The 21,812-nt window shown below is 32.8% G+C and carries 12 protein-coding genes; 8 read left to right on the top strand and 4 right to left on the bottom strand.

The window, feature by feature from the left end:
• Positions 1-6: 6 nt before the first annotated feature.
• The 3 genes from ADIWIN_RS16145 to ADIWIN_RS16135 form a co-directional block, all read right to left on the bottom strand.
• The gene (locus ADIWIN_RS16145) at positions 7-1,356 is read right to left on the bottom strand and encodes a DEAD/DEAH box helicase (RefSeq protein ID WP_020894595.1); all 1,350 of its coding nucleotides are present in this window, start codon (positions 1,354-1,356) and stop codon (positions 7-9) included.
• A 40-nt stretch (positions 1,357-1,396) separates the two neighbouring features.
• Positions 1,397-4,936 carry a TraB/GumN family protein gene (locus ADIWIN_RS16140; protein WP_020894594.1) on the bottom strand — a complete coding sequence of 1,180 codons (3,540 nt, stop codon included), beginning with the start codon at positions 4,934-4,936 and terminating at the stop codon, positions 1,397-1,399.
• Positions 4,937-5,053: 117 nt separating this feature from the next.
• Positions 5,054-5,944 carry an aldose 1-epimerase family protein gene (locus ADIWIN_RS16135; RefSeq protein ID WP_040757631.1) on the bottom strand — a complete coding sequence of 297 codons (891 nt, stop codon included), beginning with the start codon at positions 5,942-5,944 and terminating at the stop codon, positions 5,054-5,056.
• 114 nt (positions 5,945-6,058) lie between these two features.
• Between ADIWIN_RS16135 and ADIWIN_RS16130 the strand changes: the two genes are divergently transcribed.
• The gene (locus tag ADIWIN_RS16130) at positions 6,059-7,384 is read left to right on the top strand and encodes an anthranilate synthase component I family protein (protein ID WP_020894592.1); all 1,326 of its coding nucleotides are present in this window, start codon (positions 6,059-6,061) and stop codon (positions 7,382-7,384) included.
• Positions 7,385-7,520: 136 nt separating this feature from the next.
• Here the strand turns inward: ADIWIN_RS16130 and ADIWIN_RS16125 are convergent, their stop codons facing one another.
• Positions 7,521-8,210 (bottom strand): hypothetical protein, encoded by a 690-nt coding sequence (locus ADIWIN_RS16125; protein WP_020894590.1) that lies wholly within the window; start codon positions 8,208-8,210, stop codon positions 7,521-7,523.
• 183 nt (positions 8,211-8,393) lie between these two features.
• On the opposite strand from ADIWIN_RS16125, the gene tilS reads away from it, so the two are divergent.
• The 7 genes from tilS to ADIWIN_RS16090 all read left to right on the top strand — a co-directional run bounded on the left by tilS (position 8,394) and on the right by ADIWIN_RS16090 (position 21,627).
• Positions 8,394-9,710 carry a tRNA lysidine(34) synthetase TilS gene (tilS, locus tag ADIWIN_RS16120; protein ID WP_020894589.1) on the top strand — a complete coding sequence of 439 codons (1,317 nt, stop codon included), beginning with the start codon at positions 8,394-8,396 and terminating at the stop codon, positions 9,708-9,710.
• A gap of 87 nt (positions 9,711-9,797) precedes the next feature.
• Positions 9,798-11,420, top strand: coding sequence for an adenine deaminase (gene ade / locus ADIWIN_RS16115; RefSeq protein WP_020894588.1), 1,623 nt, complete (start codon positions 9,798-9,800; stop codon positions 11,418-11,420).
• A gap of 87 nt (positions 11,421-11,507) precedes the next feature.
• The gene (locus ADIWIN_RS16110) at positions 11,508-13,397 is read left to right on the top strand and encodes a CocE/NonD family hydrolase (RefSeq protein ID WP_020894587.1); all 1,890 of its coding nucleotides are present in this window, start codon (positions 11,508-11,510) and stop codon (positions 13,395-13,397) included.
• Positions 13,398-13,579: 182 nt separating this feature from the next.
• Complete coding sequence (locus tag ADIWIN_RS16105; RefSeq protein WP_020894586.1) at positions 13,580-14,548, top strand: YheT family hydrolase; 969 nt, start codon at positions 13,580-13,582, stop codon at positions 14,546-14,548.
• 24 nt (positions 14,549-14,572) lie between these two features.
• Entirely contained in the window at positions 14,573-18,094 is a 3,522-nt protein-coding gene (locus ADIWIN_RS19760) for a T9SS type A sorting domain-containing protein (RefSeq protein WP_020894585.1), read from the top strand.
• Positions 18,095-18,376: 282 nt separating this feature from the next.
• On the top strand, positions 18,377-20,773 hold the full coding sequence (locus ADIWIN_RS16095) for a leucine-rich repeat domain-containing protein (protein ID WP_020894584.1): 2,397 nt from the start codon (positions 18,377-18,379) through the stop codon (positions 20,771-20,773).
• A complete protein-coding gene (locus ADIWIN_RS16090; RefSeq protein ID WP_020894583.1) occupies positions 20,773-21,627 on the top strand; it encodes a T9SS type A sorting domain-containing protein in 855 nt (284 codons plus the stop codon). Before ADIWIN_RS16095 ends, ADIWIN_RS16090 begins: the two co-directional genes overlap by 1 nt.
• The last annotated feature ends 185 nt before the right edge of the window (positions 21,628-21,812 follow it).

The following is a 21,812-nucleotide window of genomic DNA, read 5'->3' as shown; positions in this document are numbered from 1 at the left end:
AAGCGCTTATTTCTTATTCCGTTGATTATAATTTTTATCACCTCTAGTTTTCGGCTTCTTATATTTTGCTGCAATTTTGAATTTGTAAGAACCACCTAAGTTTTCTTTAGAGTTCTTTTCAGATTTTTCATGAAACGCTGGTCCAGGAGCATCTTCATCACGACGCTTAATCGGGTTGTTTCGCTCTCGTATTTGCGGACGCTCTTCTTCGATTAATTCAGTTGAAATTGTAACATCTTCAGGAATCTCAAGGGTTTCAATTTTCATTTGCATTAATTCTTCAATGCGTTCTAAGCCTTCTTGTTCGCTTTCAGTCGAGAATAAAATAGTATGTCCTTCTTTTTCAGCACGACCAGTTCTACCAATTCTGTGCATATAATTTTCAGGATAATCTGGTGTGTCAAAATTAATAACATGAGATACACCTTCTATATCCAAACCTCTTGCCATAACATCTGTGGCAACTAATAAGCGGTTTTCACCTTCTCTAAATTGCTCAATACTGCGCAACCTGTAGTTTTGGGTTTTGTTAGAGTGTATGACACAGGTTTCATTCGGAAACAATTCTTCCAATTGATCAAAAAGACGATCTGCCATTTTCTTATAAGCCACAAAAATTAAGACTCTTGAGAATTCGTCTTTATCGCGAAGCAAATGTTCTAACAGATTAACTTTGGTATAAAAATTAGGAACATTAAAACGTTCTTGTTTTATGTTTTCTAAAGGAGTACCAGAAACTGCGATTGATATTTTTGTTGGACTTTTAAAAAAGTCAGTAATTAAATCATCAACATCTTTAGTCATCGTAGCCGAATACATAATGTTTTGACGACGCGGAGGTAAAATATCGAAAATATTAAGTAGTTGATGTCTAAAACCTAAGTCTAACATTACATCAACTTCATCAATTACTAATTTTTGAATGGACTTTAACTGTAAAACACGGCTCACTGCTAAATCATAAAGTCTACCAGGAGTGGCAACAATGATGTCTTGTCCTTGTGCAACAGCTTGTTTTTGCGTATTAATGTTAGTACCACCGTAAACACCTAAAACACGATTGTTAATGTATTTAGAGAATTTTTCAATTTCACTAACAACTTGAACCACTAATTCACGTGTTGGTACTAAAATCAAAACTCTAGGATTTTCTTGTTGCGAAAATTTCAAATTTCTTAATATCGGTAACATGTAGGCAAGTGTCTTACCAGTACCAGTTTGTGCAATACCAACCACATCTTTACCAGCAGCTACTACATTAAAAGATTCTGCTTGTATAGGAGTAGGAGTGTCAAATCCTAAATCGTCTAAAGCGTTATATAAAGGTGTATTTAAATTAAGGTCGTTAAAAGTCACGTTTCTGTTTTAAGGTGCAAAGATAGTTGTAAATACATAACTATTTAGTGAACTCTAAAAAATCTGTGATTAGAGGTTCTATTTTTGTTTCCCAATCCTCATCATATTCATCCCAATAGCTAGAGGAATCATACATTTTAAACGCTTCGTTTTGAGATAATTTGTTAATAGGACCAACAATACCTATATATGAAAAGGTTTCATTAGGTTCCTCTTCTATATAGTTAAATTTTACCGCATAAAACGTTACGTTATTTCTATTAATTTTTTTCAAAAACGTGATTTCATCCGGATAACCGCCGTCTTCTCCAGCGTAATTGTAAAAGGATAGCTTTGCAAATTCCTTCTCCTTAAGGAATTTTTCATCTATGTCTTCTAACTTATTGATTTTATGAAAAGCTTCCATGATTTCAAATCTGTAATATTTATCTTCTAAATATTGATTTAAAATTTCATCTGAAATAGTATACTCATTAAAAATTCTAGCGGTAATGGCTAATAACCTTAACCATTTATCATCATCTCTATTTAAAAGTGTCGATGTAATGGTATTACTAATGCTGTCATCATATTTTACAGTATTAAGACTTTGCAAATAGGCAGCCATTATATTGTAGTAGGTATAATCTTCATCTTCTTCTAGTTCAGTTTTAGATTGATTAAAAAACAGTTCTGAGTCTGAAGGTAGATATTCTAAAATTTTATTATAATGAGATTTTACAATATTATTAGTGTCTAAATCAGAATTATAGAGATCCGTAGATAAATAAATAATGTCTTTTCTATATTGCGTTAGAGGTAGAAGTGTGAGTAGTTTATTATAATTTTCTAGCGTGTAGTTCAGTGAGTCGTTAAACGGTTGAAGCAAGCTATAGTCATAAGAGTTGTCTGCAGTCGGTGGATTTGAAAACAATAATTTATTATAAAGTACTAGAGATTTTTCGGACTCAATAGCAGGTATGGTAATGAGTATATCCGTTTTTAGATTATCTGATGTGGTGGGTTTATTATATAACGTTTCAAGAATATCTAAAGATGATTCTTCATTTATTAAACTGAATTCATAGATAATATTAGATTTTATGACATCGTTATGTTCTTCTGAATAAGAATGATTAAGTGCTTTGCTTAAAACGGGCAAATCATCTTTATCAAATTCATAATAATCAAATGCTTTTAGAGCTCCATTATAGACTATTGTATCCTTAGATTTTAAATCTTCAAGAATGTACTTCGCTTTAGATTCGTAAATGTCGATATCTGATGTTATTGGTTGTGCGATTATGGAAGAGAAAACTTTTTCTACAATACCACTTTTTAATTCTTCGTCAGTAACTATTGCTTTAGAAATATGCAGTCTGTAATTATTATACCAAAATTGATTCACTACTTGGCGACTCGTATTTTTGAATAATTTATTTTTAACTGAAAATTGTATTAATGAATCCCCATTTTTAACTACGATTTTTTCACTTATGATACTATCGTTATACTCAATTAAGGCATTCTTATAGTCTTCAAGAAGTTTTTTATGGCTAGTTATTCTAAAATATTTGCCGATATTATTATAGCCATATTGGTAAATGCTTCCAGAATTTGGGTTTAATGAAGTGTAATCATAAGAATCGAGAACATTAGAATCCGTAGCATCCAATGTGTCAATGACTTCTTTTACCTTTTCAAACAGTTTTATTTTAAAACCTTTATTTGGTGATTCGTAATCGGTAAGATCTGTGTCTTGATATGGAAGTAAGGTGAAACTATTAAAAAATTCGTCGTTAACGCTTACTTTTTCCGTTTCATTAAGTTTTTGCTTTAATAAAAGGTAAGTTCTATTACCTCTAAAATAAACACGTACAATAGAATGGAATTTGTCTTTAATGTTTATTTCATATTCGCGGCCTTCGATACCATCTAAGTAAATAATTTTTGGTTCTGCTAATAGTGTAGAGGTTTGAGTTAGGGTAGTTTCAGTTTCTTTAAATGCTATTTCAAGATTCTGGAGAAAATAGCCCAAAGGTTGGTCGTTATAGCGAATTAAATAATTGTTTGAATTATCAGTATCAGTTGCCATATAGAGGTTAAGAAAATAAGGCTCTCCTTCTAGATCAATAGGATTAGGGTGTTCTCTAGATACCTCTTTGGCGTCAACTGGAATTTGAAGTGAAAAAGCGCCCTTTTCGCTTTTAAACTCTCGCCAACCTTTAGTTTCAGGTTTTGGTTCAACTCCTTCAACCTTAATTGAATTAAAGTAACGCTTAATATAATTTTCGTCGATTTGATCTTGTGATGTTTCGACTGAGAAATAATAGAAATGATTATTTTTTGTGATAAATCTTGCTTTTATCATGTTATCATCAGGTAATTCAGCGGTAATATCATACCCATTTAGATCTGAGTCAGTAAGTTCTTCACGATGAATAACGACTCCTTCTCTTTTTTCAATAATATTAGAGACCATAGTTTCTAAGAAAGTGTCTATCTGAGGTTGTGCTAAGGTATAACCTATATCGAATCCCATAAAAAGGTAGCTCGTTTCAGTAGATATGTCTCCGTAACCATAGATTGTAAACTTGTCGTAATCTTGCTTAATATTGGGTGCTTTTGGTAGTTCTAGCCGAAATCCTAAATCATTATCTGTATAATTGTACCAAATGCCTTTTGATGAGTCAATTTTATAAGTGTCTGCAACTCCTGTGAATTTAGCTTCAACAACACTGACTTTAAAGCCTTCTTTTTGTAATAATTCAATAACATTGCCTTTTCCAACTAAGTGAGCAGCTCCTACACCAGCAAATAGACTCCCTTTTTTCATGATATCTATAATGCTAGTACTCATAACCTTATTTCTAGAAATCATAGTGTCGTCAATAAAGTCGTATTGACCTACAAAAGCAGCAATTTTATTTAAATCACCTGTCGCATAAACTTTAGTCATCATTTCCTTAGTTCTATTAATGCTATCGACATCAATACTTAAATGACTTAAAATTTCTTCTGTTTTCTGTTCGTCAGAAAGATTATCAAAATAGTTCATTTGATCCTCTACATCTTCTAATCCTGTAATCGATTTATTCATGGTGCGAGCCTGACCTAAAAGATATAGATCTACAAAAGTTGACTTGTCGTCATCTTTATCAATATCAGGTATGAGCAAGCTTAATACTTGATCTGGACTCATAATTTCAGAGTCTATTAAAGAGTATTCATTAACGTCTTCAAATCGTTTTAATAAACGCTTATAATCCTTAGGTTTTAGTAGATTTTTATAGTAATCGTTTGCAGTGATGTCATATGTCTTATTCATAATAGCAGTTATTAAAGAATCTGCATTAACTTCTAAAGCAAAATATTCTGTACTTTCAATGGCTGGCATTACAGCATCGCTAAAGTTGAAAACTCTAGCATCGTCAATATGCATGGTTCCAAATAAGTAAGAAGGGGAATCTAAGTTGTTGCCTTCAATTTTCCATAATAAACTATACGCATCATTGTCTTGAGCAAATGTAAATTGAGATAAAAGCGATAGGATTATAAAAAGGAGAAATAAGACATTGTTTTTTAGGATTTGGTAGCTCATAGGATGGTGTTAACATTTTGTTAAAGCAAAGTAATATACTTTTTAAATTATAGGGCATTTTACTTCAATAAAATTAAAACAGCAATCTATAATTCAATTCAAAGTAGTCTAAACGATTTATAATAAGTGATTTTGGTCTATTTCTATGCTGTAGCTCGCATTAAAAGTAGAACCAGCATCCAATTTTAGAACTTCTTCTTTAGTTTCTAATTTTTGGTCTGTAGTCTCGTTATCAGCAAAACCTAACCAAGGCTCAATACAAACATAAGGAGCGTTTGGTTTTGCCCAAATTCCTAAGTGTTTAAAATCTTCGAAATTTACAGTTAAGATTTTTCCTTTGGTTTTGTGCTTTAAACTAACTATTCTCGATTTCAAATCCTTAAAAACTAAAGCGTCTTCATTAAATAAGTCTGGTCGTAACTGTATTCTGTTTCCTGCTGTAAATGCGGGTTTCGTAGTGTCCGTTAACAAACCATTAGTCATATTTAATAGGTGAGATTGACTGTTTTCAGGTTGTTCAAATTCTAAAAAGTAATCGGTATAATTTTCATCCTTCGAAAGCGGACAATTAAAAGCAGGATGACCACCTAAAGAAAAATAAAGTGCTTTGTCGTCTAAATTGGTAACCTTATGAGTAATAGTTAAGATGTTTTTTGAAAGTGTATAAGTGATTTCAAATTCAAACAAGAAAGGATAGTAAGTATACAATTCTTCATTTGAAACTAATGAAAACGTAATACTAGAATCTGACTGATTTTTAATCGAGAAATTATCGTTATGTCTTGCAAAACCATGCTTTGGCATATGATACGTTTTGTCATTGTAGATGTATGTATCATCTTTCATGCAACCGATTATAGGGAATAGGTTTGGCGCGTGACTTCCCCAAAACTCAGGATTAGCTTGCCACATAAATTCGGTTTTATGCTTTGCTGAAGTAATATTACATAACTCGGCGCCTTTAGGTTTTATATTAACCTCTAAGAGATCATTCTTTAAACTATACATTGATTTTATTTTTTTGAAATATACAATTCTTATAGAACCCATGAAATTGCTTTGGATTCAAATTTATTTCCTACCAAATTTTAATTTCGGTAAATTGCAGCAATTATATTTCTATTGAGAACAACACACATTCATCAACTAAAAAACAGTGAGACCTTTAAGCAAAATTTATTGCTTTGGAGTCAGCAATTTGATGATATCGTTTGGTTAGATTCTAATAACCACAAGGATCAATATAGTAGTTACGATGCTGTGTTGGCAGTCGATGCGTTTACAACAATACGCACCGATTATTTTGATGCGTTTGAACGTTTAAAGGAATATCAGACATTAACAAACGACTGGATCTTCGGTTATCTCACCTACGATTTAAAAAACACGACAGAACCCTTAAAATCTAATAATTTTGATGGCTTAAATTTTCCTGATTTGTATTTCTTTCAGCCGAAGAAGCTATTTTTTATTAAAGATAACCAGGTTGAAATAAAATATCTCAAAATGGTTGATGATGAGATTGAGGATGATTTAAAAGCTATATTAAATGACGTAGAACGTCATTCTGAGCGTCGGTCACTGAGCGAAGTCGAAGTGAGTAGAAGTTCATTAAACGACATCAAAATAAAACTAAGAATCCACAAAGACTCATATTTTGAGAAAGCAACTAAAATGTTATCTCATATTCAACGCGGTGATATTTACGAAGCTAATTTTTGTCAAGAGTTTTATGCAGAAGACAGCGAAATAAATCCATTCGAAACTTTTAATAAACTGAATGCTATTTCAAAGCCACCTTTTGCCAGTTTTTTAAAATTTGAAGATAAATATATGATGTCTGCATCGCCTGAGCGTTATATTAAAAAGAATGGAACAACAATTATTTCGCAACCCATTAAAGGGACGGCGAAGCGATCAGGCGATAAGAAGGAAGACTTAAAACTCGCAGAAGACTTATCGCTAGATCCAAAAGAACGAAGTGAGAATATAATGATTGTCGATTTGGTTCGAAACGATTTATCGCACACCGCTATAAAAGGTAGTGTAGAGGTGAAGGAGCTTTGTAAAGTGTATTCGTTTTTACAAGTGCATCAAATGATTTCAACGGTTCAGTCTAAAGTGGAACCAGAAAGAAATGTCGTAGATATTATAAAATCTACATTTCCGATGGGAAGCATGACAGGTGTTCCAAAAATTTCAGCCATGAAAATAATTGAAAATCTCGAAGAAACAAAACGCGGTTTATATTCTGGTTCAGTGGGTTATTTCACACCAAAAGGTGATTTCGATTTTAATGTGATTATTAGAAGTATTCTCTATAATGAATCAAAAAAATACATTTCATATTCCGTTGGAGGAGCCATCACTTCAAAAAGTGACCCTCTTAAAGAATATGAGGAATGTTTAATTAAAGCAAAAGCAATGCGTGAAGCCCTTGAAGGGTAGTTTTTAGTCACAGTCTCAGGTTTTAGCTTAATTATATTTATTTTGAAGCTTTCCTCTATTGTAAAATAAATTAGTGTTAGTATCCCAACAACCAACAACCAACAACCAACAACCAACAACCAACAACCAACAACCATCACTCAATATGCCGTCTAAATGTACGCTTAACCTTATCAAAAATCGCCTCAACCCGTTTCTGTTCAATCTTTTTAATCTTAGCAATAGATTCAAAATCGAGTTTACCTATAATGTATAAATCTACAATATTAGAGACATTAAACGGTAGCCAATTGTAAAGTTGCCCAAACACTCTCGGAGACTTAGATATAGATAAATCCTTAATATCAAAGGCTTTTAAAATGGAAGTTTCTTTATCCGAATATAAATGCAAGGCATGCTCTTGATCTTGATGATAAGAAATATCGTTAAGCTCAGTATTTAGAATAAAATCGAAATCACCGTCAATAGTATAGTCTTCACTCAGTTTATCTAATTCCTTTTTAAGAATATCATCTGTACTGATCGTGTTTTTATGGAACGCTTCGTTTTTAAACAACACATTCATATAGTTATCTACAATTCTAAATAACTCTAGTTTTACAGCTTCTGTATCAGCATCAACATCAAAGTCTTCACTGTATAAAACTATAACACTTTCGTCTATTAGTCCATTAGACGAAAACATATTTTTAGGTAGAATACCAGTGGTTTCAGCGATATAAATTCTATGTTTTACATAAGGGTGTAAATGTGGCAATGCAGAAAGTATCTTTTTTTCAAAGGTATTTCGTGTTGTTTCTGATGTTAATTTTTCTGTTACACTCATGACCTAATAATTTTAAATTCTTTTAAAGTTAATTAAAAAGAAAACACATCAATATGATAAAAGTCATTTTAACATCCGTTTAAATATGTAGATTATCATTAAGGCAATATCGCTTTTTGAATCTTCCTACAACAACATTAAAGAGTCGGTTTTAGAAACCATAAATTTCAATACCTTTGAAATGTGCAAAACGATTTTCAAATACATATCCATAGGAATCTTTCATTTTTAAAAGAAGGAAAGTTTATAATTGCTATTTCTGGTGGAATAGATAGCGTTGTATTAGCGCATTTATGTAAGCGTCTTAATCTTAATTTTTCGCTAGCCCATTGTAATTTCAACTTAAGAGCAGAGGAAAGCAATAAGGATGAAGACTTCGTTCTAGAGTTGGCCGAAGAATTAGATGCCGAAGTTTTTATTCAGAATTTTGATACAGAAGCCTATGCAAAAGAGCATAAACGGTCTATTCAAATGGCTGCGCGCGAATTGCGTTACGATTGGTTTAAAGAATTAGCAGAACAGTTAAAATTCGATTATATTTTAACAGCGCATCATGCAGATGACAATTTGGAAACCTTTCTTATCAACTTTACAAGAGGAACAGGATTAAACGGTTTAACCGGAATCCCGATGATTAATGATAATGTTGTAAGACCCTTGTTGCCGTTCTCAAGAGTACAAATTGAAGCCTTTGTAAATCAGGAAAACATTTTGTGGAGAGAAGATGCAAGTAATGCTTCAAGAAAGTATTTAAGAAATAAATTGAGACACGAAGTTGTTCCGATTCTAAAAGAAATCAACCCGCAATTATTAGACAGCTTTCAAAGTACCATCTCTAATCTTAATGATACAGCAGGTCTCATTGAAGATAATTTAAATGATTTTGCAAAGAGAGCTATTGTAAGTAATGATGAGTCGGGAATAACCTATAAAATTTCAGAATTCAAGTCAGTTACTAACCCTAAAGCGTATTTGTTTGAACTGTTTAAGGGCTATGGTTTTACAGAATGGGATGATATTGTTGATTTATTAGATGCACAATCCGGTAAATTAGTAAAATCGAATTCACATCGTTTGATTAAGCATCGCGAGTTTTTAATCCTAACAGATTTTTGTCATTCTGAGCGAAGTGAAGAATCTCTATTAATCAATGAAAATAATAAAGAAATAGAAACACCGATAGGTAAGCTTTCTTTTGATAACGTTGAAGGCCTTTTTGAGGTTTCAAAAAACACAATTTTCATTGATAGAGACCTCTTAAAATTTCCATTAGAATTAAGATTATGGAAAGAAGGAGATGTTTTTCAACCCTCTGGAATGACCGGTAAAAAGAAGCTGAGTAAATACCTTAAAGATGAAAAACAGTCTTTGGTTGAAAAAGAAAACACATGGTTATTAACATCCGATAATAAGGTCGTTTGGGTCGTAGGTAAACGTGCTGACGAACGATTTAAAGTGACAAACAATACAAAAAACAGACTTAAAGTTGAGATTCGGTAAATTGATGTAAACAATTAACAATTAATTGTTTAATAGTTTTATATTTTTTAATTTTAAGTGATTTTATAATAAAATAAAATAGACAATTTGATATTAAAAGGAAACATCGTAGATATTCAAAATCGAAACATCTACAAAGGGGAAGTGACTATTAAAAATGGTAAAATTGAATCTATCGTAGAAAAGGATTGCGAAGAAAATCATTTCATCTTACCCGGTTTTGTAGATGCGCATATTCATATTGAAAGTTCAATGTTGGTGCCAAGTGAATTTGCGAAGATTGCTGTAAATCATGGTACCGTTTCTACGGTTTCAGATCCACACGAAATTGCCAATGTACTTGGTGTAAAAGGTGTGGAATTTATGATTGAAAACGGAAAGAAAACCCCTTTTAAATTCAATTTCGGAGCACCTTCTTGTGTGCCCGCGACGAGTTTTGAATCGGCAGGAGCAGTGATTGATTCTGATGATATTAAAACCTTAATGGCGAATCATGATATTAAGTATTTGGCTGAAATGATGAATTATCCCGGAGTCATTTATGATGATGCAGAAGTGTTGAAGAAAATCGAATGGGCAAAACATTACAATAAACCAGTTGATGGCCATGCACCAGGATTGCGAGGTGACGATTTAACTAAATATATTTCAGCAGGGATTTCTACAGATCATGAATGTTTCACCTATGATGAAGGTTTAGAAAAGCTTCAAAAAGGCATGAAGGTTATTATCCGTGAGGGTAGTGCTGCTAAAAATTTTAATGCGCTTATCGATTTATTAGACGAGCATTACGAAAACATGATGTTTTGTAGTGATGATAAGCATCCAGATGATTTACTATTAGGACATATAAACGAAGTTTGTGCAAGAGCTGTTGCTAAAGGTAATGATGTCTTTAAAGTATTACAAGCTGCTTGTGTGAATCCGGTGAAGCACTACAATTTAGATGTAGGATTGCTGAATGTCGGTGATAATGCCGATTGTATTGTTGTCGACGATTTAAAAGACTTTAAAACGCTTCAAACGTATATCAATGGTGAGCTGGTTTATGATAATGGAGTGTCAAAAATCAAACATGTTGATTTTGAAAATTTAAACAATTTTAATACCGATAAAAAGGAAGTTTCAGATTTTAGATTCGAATCAAATTCAAAACAAATTAGAGTTATTGAATGTTTAGATGGAGAGTTAGTAACCAATGAAATTATTGAAGGTTCAACGATTGAGGATGGTAATCTAGTATCTAATACCGAAACCGATATTTTAAAAATGGTTGTTGTTAATCGTTATCAAAATGATACACCAGCTATTGCATTTATTAAAAACTATGGACTAAAGGAAGGTGCAATTGCGAGTTCTGTTGGTCACGATTCACACAATATTATTGCTGTTGGTGTTTCAGATGAGGCTATTTGTAAAGCTGTCAATTTGTTAATAGAAAATGAAGGTGGTATTTGTGCAGTTTCAGATTCAGAAGAGAAAGTAGTAGCACTTCCTGTGGCAGGAATTATGAGTGATAAAAGCGCTGATGTTATAGGAAAGCAGTATTCCGAATTAGATAAAATGGCGAAGCAATTAGGAAGCAAGCTTCATGCTCCTTATATGAGTTTGTCGTTTATGGCCTTATTGGTGATTCCGGCATTAAAATTAAGTGATAAAGGACTTTTTGATGGAGGGAAGTTCGAGTTTACTTCAGTTGAAGTCGCTTAAAATCCAATCTATCCTGCGAGGTTTTAAAAACCTTGTAGGTATAAAATTTTAACTGCTTATCTTTAAACTTTTCAAAATTTAACGACAATGATATTCCAAAGAATTACGCTTTTCCTATTAATTTTTATAACACTTTCAAGTTGCAAGCCCGCTGAAACATCTTCTGTTAAAGCGATTTCGGAACTTGCAGTTGAGGCGGTTTATAATCCGCAAGACCATTATACAAAGAAAGAAGTGGTGATAGCAATGCGCGACGGAATAAAGTTGCATACCACTATTTATTCGCCAAAGGATACGTCTAAGACTTATCCGATGCTAATGATGCGTACTCCTTACAGTTGCCAACCGTATGGGGAAGATGAATTCAAATCTAAAATTGGCCCAAATAAATACCTTATGGAAGAAGGTAATATTATGGTCTATCAAGATGTGCGTGGACGTTGGAACAGTGAAGGTATCTATGATAATATGCGTGCTTATATTCCTAATAAAACAGGAACTCAAACTGATGAAGCAAGTGATACTTATGATACTATCGAGTGGTTGGTAAATAATGTTGAAAATAATAATGGTAATGTTGGGACTTACGGCATTTCATATCCTGGTTTTTATGCCACGTATTCTTTGTTAGATTCTCATCCGGCTTTAAAAGCAGTGTCTCCACAAGCTTGTATTGGAGATTTCTTTTTCGATGATTTTATTCATAATGGTGCGTTTTTGTTAAGTTATTGGAGAGCAACAGCTTTATTTGGTGCTATGAAACAAGAGCCAACAACTGAAGCTTGGTATGCATTTCCAGATATGGGAACAGAAGATCAACATCAATTTTTCTTAGATCATACACCTTTAAGTAAATTGAATAAATTTTATGATAGTACTAATGTGTTTATGGAGCAAATAAAAACCCATGTTACTTATGATGAGTTCTGGAAGAGTAGAGGGATTATTCAACATTTAAAAGATATCAAACCAGCGACGATGATTGTTGGTGGTTTGTTTGATGCGGAAGATTTATATGGGCCTTTTAATACGTATAAAAGCATTGAAGAAAATAGCGATAATTATAATACTGTTGTTTTTGGACCTTGGAGTCATGGAGATTGGGCTAGAAATAGCGAAAGACAAGTTGTTGGTAATATTCATTTTGGAGATAGCATTTCAGATCATTTTCAGAAAAATATTGAAACCAAATTCTTTAATCATTTCTTAAAAGGTGAAGCTAATGGACAAACTAATTTAGCTGAAGCTCAAATGTTTAATACAGGAACCAAAGAATGGCAGTCCTTTAACGTTTGGCCTCCTGAAAATGCAACGAAGGAAAGTTATTACATGCAGCCTTATGAGCGTTTAACGCAACGACCTAATAAAATGTATGGAGCGTCAGAATTTATAAGTGATCCTAAAAAACCTGTACCATACACGGAAGATATTAAGGTCGGGTTTACGCCAAGAAAATTCATGACAGACGATCAGCGTTTCGCCTCAAGACGACCAGATGTGCTCACGTTTGAAACTGAAGTCTTAGAAGATGACGTTACACTTGCTGGAGATATTTTAACAAAGTTATACGTGTCTACAACAGGAACAGCAGCAGATTGGATTGTAAAAGTGGTTGATGTGTTTCCTGCAGATACTAAAAACACAGAGGATGTTCAAGATCATTTAAAACTAAGTAATTATCATATGATGGTGCGCAGTGAAGTCCTAAGAGGACGTTTTAGAAATAGTATGTCTGAGCCAGAACCTTTTGTGCCAAATGAAAAAACAAAGGTAAATCTAAAGTTGCAAGATGTGTTTCATACCTTTAAAAAAGGACACAAGATTCAGGTGCAAGTTCAGAGTACGTTCTTTCCTTACATAGATGCGAATCCACAGACGTATGTCGATAACATATTTGAAGCCAAGGAAGCGGATTTTCAAAAGCAAACACATAAAGTCTTTAATGATTCGTCTATAGAGTTTACTGTGTTTAAATAATATAACAATTACATTGCAGTGGTCACTTCGAGTGATTTCGAAGCATGAAAAATTGTATCGAGAAGTCGTTAGTAATTAATGCTTTAAAAAGTTCTCGATACATCCCGACTAAAAAGTCGGAACACTCGAACTGACGTTTAACATAATCATCCGATTAAAAAACTAAATACAGAATACCGAAAATGCCAATATTAGAATCAACCTACAAACCACCATTCTGGGCTAAGAAAAGCTTTGTATCAACTGTTTTTTCTGGACTAGCTCGAAAAGTTGAAGGAGTAGATCAGACTAGAGAACGTATAACACTTCCGGATACCGACTTCTTAGATTTAGATTGGAGTTATGCGCAACAAAAATCGAATAGAATCATTATTCTCTTACATGGTTTAGAGGGTAATGCGCAACGTCCATATATTACAGGAACAGCAAAACACTTTAATAACAATGGTGTCGATGCTGTTGCGGTTAATTTTAGAGGTTGTGGTGGTGAACCTAATCTCTTGTTTCGGAGTTACCATTCTGGTGCAACTGAAGATTTAGATGCTACGGTAAAGCATGTATTGTCAAAAGGGCAATATGATGAAATCTATATAAAAGGGATTAGCTTAGGTGCTAATATGGTTTTGAAATATGTGGGTGAAGGAAGGGAACTTCCAACGGAACTAAAGGCGGTTATTGCGGTGTCTACACCTTGTGATTTAAAAGGCTCTTGTGGAGAATTATTAAGTTTGAAAAATAAACATTACGCGATTCGATTCTTAGCGCATTTAAAGGATAAGTTGAAACCAAAATTAGAGCAATTCCCTAATAACATATCAGTTGCGGATTTTGATTCAATTAAAACTTTAATAGATTTTGACGATGTCTATACGTCAAAAGCGCATGGTTTTAAGGACGCTTTTGATTATTATGAGAAAGCCAGTTGCTTGCAATTCTTGCCAAATATAAAAGTACCGTCTTTAATAATTAATGCGCTTAACGATTCCTTTTTATCTGCAGAATGTTATCCCGTAAAAGAAGCGAAACAGAATTCTAATGTCCTTTTAGAAATGCCTAAATATGGAGGGCATGTTGGATTTATTCAAAAAGGAAAGGCTTATTATAATGAACAGCGTGCTTTGGAGTTTGTTATTGAAGTTGGAAAGGGTTAATTTGTAATTTTTTAAATTAATTATATGAAACAGTTTTACAGTACGGTTATTTTAGTTTTTTGCTTGCAGTTTGGTTTTGGGCAGATTGGGTTTGAAAGAAATGTAGTTATTGATAAAAGCCATAAAGGAAGGCGAGTTACCTCTGTTTTATCAGCTGATATAGATGGTGATGGTGATATTGATGTTTTATCGTCTTCAGAAGACAATCAAATTCTTTGGTTTGAAAATGTAAATGGATTAGGTGAATTTTTTCCTCATAAGATAAGTCATACTGTTTATGATGCCACATTTGTGAATGTTGCTGATATTGATGGTGATGGGGATTTAGATATACTTGCTGCTTCAGATCCAAGTGTCACCTATACAGATAAAATTGTTTGGTTTAAAAACCTTGATGGACTAGGGAATTTTGGACCTGAAATTTTAATAAGTAATTCTGCTAGTGGTGTTAATAAAATTATTTCCGCTGATATAGATAATGATGGAGATTTAGATGTATTGTCGTCTTCTTTTGATGACGATGATATCGCTTGGTATGAAAATACTGATGGATTAGGAAGTTTCGGTAACGAACAATTAATAGATTCTTATGCTGATTATGCAAAAGGAGTTGAGGTATCTGATATAGATAACGATGGAGATTTAGATGTTTTATCGATTTCTTTATCAGATCACGTAGTATGGTATGAGAATATAAATAATGGATCCAGTTTCTCAGCAGGTACAGTTATTAATAGTACATCACGTAACGAATTGCATATTTCTGATATTGATGGGGATGGGGATGAAGATATCTTTTCATCGACTAATACCTCTGTGGTTTGGCAAGAAAATCTAGGCTTCGGAAATTTTAGTCAAGAAAATATTATATCCGATAATTTGAATATGGTAAAATCTATATATACAGTTGATTTTGATTCTGATAATGACTTAGATTTACTTGTTGCTGCTTATGATGATAATAAATTAATTTGGTTCGAAAACCTAGATGGATTAGGTGATTTCGGTGTGGAGCAAATCATTTCTTCAAACGTATCTAAGCCAATCTCTGTCTTTGCAGATGATTTTGACGGTGATTCAGATATTGATGTACTTTTAGGTTCTTTTAATATAAGTTTAAATTCGGTTGAGTGGTATGAAAACACCGATTCTCAGGGCTCTTTTAGTGAGGCTAAGTATATTACAAAGTCCGCTGGTCAAGATGTTAATTCAGTTATTGCCGTTGATATTGATGGCGATTTTGATTTAGATTTAGTATCTACAAGCTATAGAATTACTGGTTGGTATGAAAATCAAGATGGATTAGGTGATTTTGCTACCCAAAAATTTATTACCTCAAGGGGCTCTACCTCAATCAATCAATCTTCTATCATTTCTGCTGGCGATATTGATGGTGATGGTGATAATGATCTAGTTTTGGTGTCAACTTTACAAAGTAATACTGCCTATTCTCAAATTTTTTGGATAGAAAATATAGATGGTTTAGGGAGTTTTGAAGTTGAACACCTTGTTTCACCTGCTATGACTAATACAAATAGTTCAGTAAATCTAAGTGATATAGATGGTGATGGGGACTTAGATATTGCATATACATCTTTTAACGAAGGAGGATGGTTTGAGAATTTAGATGGTGCAGGTAATTTTGCAAATACTGATACTAATATTTTTATTTCCGATTATGCAAGTTCGTTGCTTTTGGTAGATTTAGATGATGATGGGGATATGGATGCTGTTAGTAGTGGTGAAACTGTAATGTATAATAATGGAAGCGGTGGGTTTTCTTCTAATGGTACAAGTCGTCACAGATATAATGATTATGATTCAAAGAACGTCATTGTAAATGATCTCGATAATGATAATCAATCAGACCTTATTTTTGCCGAAGGCTGGTATTCTTTAGATAATGATAATGATTATTATTTAGAACAAAATATAGATACTAATAATTCACAAGGAGCAGTTATTAGTGGTGGTGATTTAGATTTAGACGGCGATTTTGATATTGTTTCTTGTGGTAATTACGTTAATGAAATTACTTGGAATGAAAATTTAGATGGTTTAGGAACTTTTAGTCCTAAACAAATTATAGACAGTAACCTTACAAATCCTACATCCATTATAACTGTAGATATTGATGCTGATGGCGATTTAGATTTGGTTTCCACATCACAATATGAAGTGATTTTGTATAAAAATAATTTAAACCCAGAAGTAAATGTAATAGAAGGTAACATTGGTTTGAGTGTAAATGGTAATGATTGTGGTTCTATTTTATTAAACAATGTATTGGTAATCACAGAAAGTGATTCTGAAACAATTGGTACGTATACAACTATTAATGGTGATTATAGATTGTTTACAGGACAAGGCAATTATATAACTGAAATTCAAAATACCCCCTATTATTATACCTCAAACCCAATATCTCAAACTTCAAATTTTGTTGGTATAGGGAATACAGAGATTATAGATTTTTGTATTGAACCTTCAGGTATTCATAATGATTTAAACATTAGTATATATCCATCGCAAGATGACCCAAGACCAGGCTTCAATACTACTTACCAAATAGTATACAGCAACATCGGCACAACCCAACTAAGCGGTTCAGTCTCCTTTGAGTTCGACGATTCAAAATTAAATTTCTTAAACGCAAGCGAAACGGTAGCTTCTCAAACTGCAAACACATTAACCTTCGATTTTACAGACCTAAATCCTTTTGAAACAAGAACAATAGATTTAGAGTTCAACGTATTTGCACCACCAACAACAAACATTGGAGATGAACTAGTTGCAACGGCAACAATAAGCCCTGTTGCAGGTGATGAAACAGAAGAAGATAATACATTCTCTTTACAGCAAACGCTTATAGGTTCTTATGATCCAAACGATATTACAGTTTTAGAAGGAGACCAAATTTCTATTAATGATGCGGATAAATATTTACACTATTTAATCCGTTTTCAAAATACAGGTACAGCAAGTGCGATAAATGTAAGAGTAGAAACTATTTTAGATGATAAATTAGATTGGGCCACCATCAAATTGGAAAGTTTAAGTCATACAGGTCGTGTGGAAATAATTGACGAAACCGATGTGAGTTTTATATTCAATAATATCAACTTAGCAGACAGCACTAATGATGAGCCTAATTCTCACGGTTACATCGCTTACAAAATAAAGCCTAAAAGTGATGTAGAAGTTGGGGACATTATAAGTGGAATAGCAGATATATTTTTCGATTTTAATCCTGCCATAATAACAAATACAGTAAGTACGGAAATTGTAGAATCTTTAAGTGTCAATGAGTTTAATGTGCAAACGATTCAAGTGTTTCCTAATCCTGTTAAAAATAAATTAGAAATCACATCTAGCCAAATCATTGATTTTATGACTGTCGTAGATATTAATGGTAGAGTTTTGAAAGAAATTAAATTGTCTAATTTGGAATACAGCTTAGATGTTTCAAACTTAACCAAAGGAGTTTATTTCTTGGAAATTCAATCTGGTGATTCAAAATCTACTAATAAGTTTATAAAGAATTAAGTAATTATTCAGAGCATTCCGAATATATTCAGAGTAGAAGAAGCTTATACCTAAAAAGAAAACCTTTCAAGATTATATTTTGAAAGGTTTTTTTTATGGCATTAGTTTTCTGTAGAGTGGACTAAGCAACATTCTAATCTCTATTTAGAAGTGCAAAAACATGGAGGATTTGTTATGTTTATCAATAAAAGGAAGGCGTATTGTAATGAGCAACGTGCTTTAGATTTTGTCAACCAAACTTAGTTTACTAATATTTTCCTATTTTCGCCCAAAATCCCTACTATGAAACAACTAACTACAATTCTATTATGTGTGCTTTTTACACAAACCGCCTTCAGTCAGATAATCGATTTCCCTGATGCTAATTTCAAGGCTAAATTGGTAAGTCAGAACCAGCCAACTATAGATACTAATAACGATGATGAAATCTCTGTATCTGAAGCAGCTGCTGTAACTGGGAGATTAAAAATACGTGGTTATGGCGGAAGTACAGGACGAATTTCTGACCTTACAGGGATTGAGTTCTTTATAAATGCCACAATATTAGAAGCGGAGGATAATGAGTTAACCACAGTGGATTTAAGTAACAATGTTGCTTTGGTGAATATTAATTTAAATAGCAATGATTTAACTGCCGTTGATTTTTCTAATAATACAGCGTTAGAGGTTATTGATGTAGGTAGTAATAATCTAGCTAGCTTAGATGTATCGAGCAATGTGAATCTTAGAATATTGAGCTGTACAAATATGCAGATGACCACTCTTAATGTTAATAATTGCACGCAACTTGAAGAGTTAAACTGTGCTATCAATCAATTTACAACTTTAGTTTTAAGTTCTAACACAGCTTTAAAAACAATAGTTGCGCATTCACTTTCTCAACTTACCAGTTTAGACCTTTCTAATAATGTATTGTTAGAAACTATAGATTGCGGAAGTGGTGGTTTTTCTACCTTAGATGTTTCCAATAATATAGCATTAACGGAATTGCGATGTTCTTATGGCTTGGTATCAAACCTTGTCTTTGGTTCTAATAATACAGCACTTACATATTTGGAATGTCAGCAATCACCAATATCAACGATTGACACATCATTGCTTTCTGGTTTAACAGATTTAATACTTAATGATAATCAATTTACGACAATTGATGTTTCTCAAAATTCAAATTTAGAAATTTTAGAGCTAGATGATAATCAGCTAGCCACTATAGATATTGAAAGTAATCAGCAATTAAACACATTAAAAGTTCAAGCCAACCAATTGCAGACCGCTTATTTGAGAAATGGAAATAATAACCTTCTTACGACCTTGAGACTTCAATACAATCCGGAGTTGTACTGCGTTTTTGTGGATAATGCCAATATAAACTATGGTAACTGGTACAGAGGTGGTGCAGTGACTTTAGTGGAAACGGAAGCAGAATGTGCTGCAGCATCAGAGGTAACATTAATACCAGATCTAAAATTTGAAATAGAATTAATTAGTCAGGGTTACGATACAAGTCCTTCAAATGGAGAAATTCCGACTTCAAAAATAAACACTATTACGGAATTGGACATTGAAAGCTCTAATATTACGGACTTAACAGGTATTGCCGATTTTGCGGCCTTAGAAATCTTAAGTTGCGCTTATAATAATATTGATCTTATTGATGTTTCAAGTGTTTCGACTTTAAAGCGTTTGAGTGCAAATTATGCTGGTGCTGAACAAGTTATTTTGGGTGATAACCCAAATCTAACATCAGTTAGTTTAACAAGTAATAATCTGGTCTCATTAGATGTTTCTGGTTTGCCAGCATTAACAGGGATAGGGCTTGGAAATAATGATTTAACAGCGTTAGATGTTACTAATAATTTAGCGTTATCTGCATTAACGGTTTATGGTAATCCTCTTACGGTATTAGATTTAAGAAATATTAATATTAGAACTTTAAACTGTACTAATACACTAATAGAACATTTAGATTTAAGTAATAGTACCAATATGAATATATTTTCTATCGGTAATAATCCAAACTTAACTTACGTAAATTTTAAGAGTGGAGGAAATGATAATATTGATCAGATCTATTCAACAACATTTCCAGGGCTTCCTAATTTAGAAACTATATGTGTAGATGATGTTGGTAATTTATTAGCATTGAGAATTCAGGCACTTACAGACCAAGACATAACTCTTACAGAAGATTGTTTAAATCAAGTTACAGGAACATTGCAATACGACATTGATAATGATGGTTGTGACGCAGCAGATTTTAAAATTAAAAATCTAATGATACAGTCTCAGAGTGTTGTAGATACTACGGCAACATTTACAAGTGTTGAAGGTGGGTACGTTAATTATGTATCGTCTAATACGTATGTCACATCGTTAGAATCTAGTCTTCCAGATTATTTTACCGTTGGACCTCAATCGCAAACTACGGTCTTTACGGATTTTAATAATACAGAGTTGATAGATTTTTGTATTCAAGCCAATGAAATTGTTGATGATCTTAATGTGATGTTGTTGCCTGTTAATCCTGCAAGACCAGGCTTTGATGCTACATATGAATTAATCTTTAGTAACATCGGAACAACGCAATTAGATGGTTCAGTAGCTGTAGCTTTTGATGACACCATGCTTAGTTTTTATCGGCTAATGAAACTATTGCGTCGCAAACAACAAACAGTATAATGTTTGATTTTACGGATTTAACGCCTTTTGAGTCAAGAACAATCAAGTTGGAGTTTAATGTCTTTATGCCACCTACTGTAAATAGTGATGACGTGTTGGTATTTACATCAGAAATTCTTCCTGTAAATTCAGATATCACGCCAGAAGATAATAGTTATACTTTAGAACAAATTGTGGTGAATTCGTATGATCCTAATGACAAACGTGTGTTACAAGGTTCAACTATTTTTGAAGAAGAAAAAGGGAATTACTTAGATTATATTATTCGTTTTCAAAATACAGGAACAGCAAGTGCAATCAATGTAAGAATTGAAGATGTCTTAGACGCTAAACTCGATTGGAAAACATTACAGCCTTTGGCTTCTAGTCACGATTATACGGTTGAAGTCACAAATGAAAATAAAGTAGCGTTTATTTACGATAACATTAATTTATTGGCACAATCTGATGATGAAGAGCTGTCGCAAGGCTACATTGCGTTTAGAATAAAGCCTAAAAACGATGTCGTTGTTGGTGATATTATTGAAGGTGAAGCGGCTATTTATTTTGATTTTAATGCGCCAATTATAACCAATATGGTAAGTACTGAAATTGTAGCGCCTTTAAGTATTAATCAATTCCATAAGCAATCTGTAAGGTTGTTTCCTAATCCTGCACAAAATGTGTTAGAGGTTGTGTCGAATCAAATTATTGATCAATTAACAATAGTTGATATTAATGGTAGAGTGCTAAAAGCAATTGAATTATCTAATTTAGAATACATCGTAGATGTTTCAAGTTTAACCAAAGGCGTTTACTTTTTAGAAATTAAATCTGGCACAAATAAAACGGTTAGAAGATTTATTAAAAGCTAGATTATCTAATGTGTTATAATTAAAACCTTTCAAAATAATACTTTGAAAGGTTTTTTTGTTTTATATTTTGGCATTTATTTAACATTATCCCGAATCCAATCGTTCGAAACACTTAGGTTAGAGCACTAATTAAAACTCATGTATAAAGAGAATTATCAAATATTACAAATCTAAAAAACTTGTAA

The organism is Winogradskyella psychrotolerans RS-3, from assembly GCF_000427335.1.
Taxonomy (GTDB): domain Bacteria; phylum Bacteroidota; class Bacteroidia; order Flavobacteriales; family Flavobacteriaceae; genus Winogradskyella; species Winogradskyella psychrotolerans.
The sequence above is the reverse complement of the archived record's forward strand: the minus strand, read 5'-3'. Positions and strand labels throughout refer to the sequence as shown.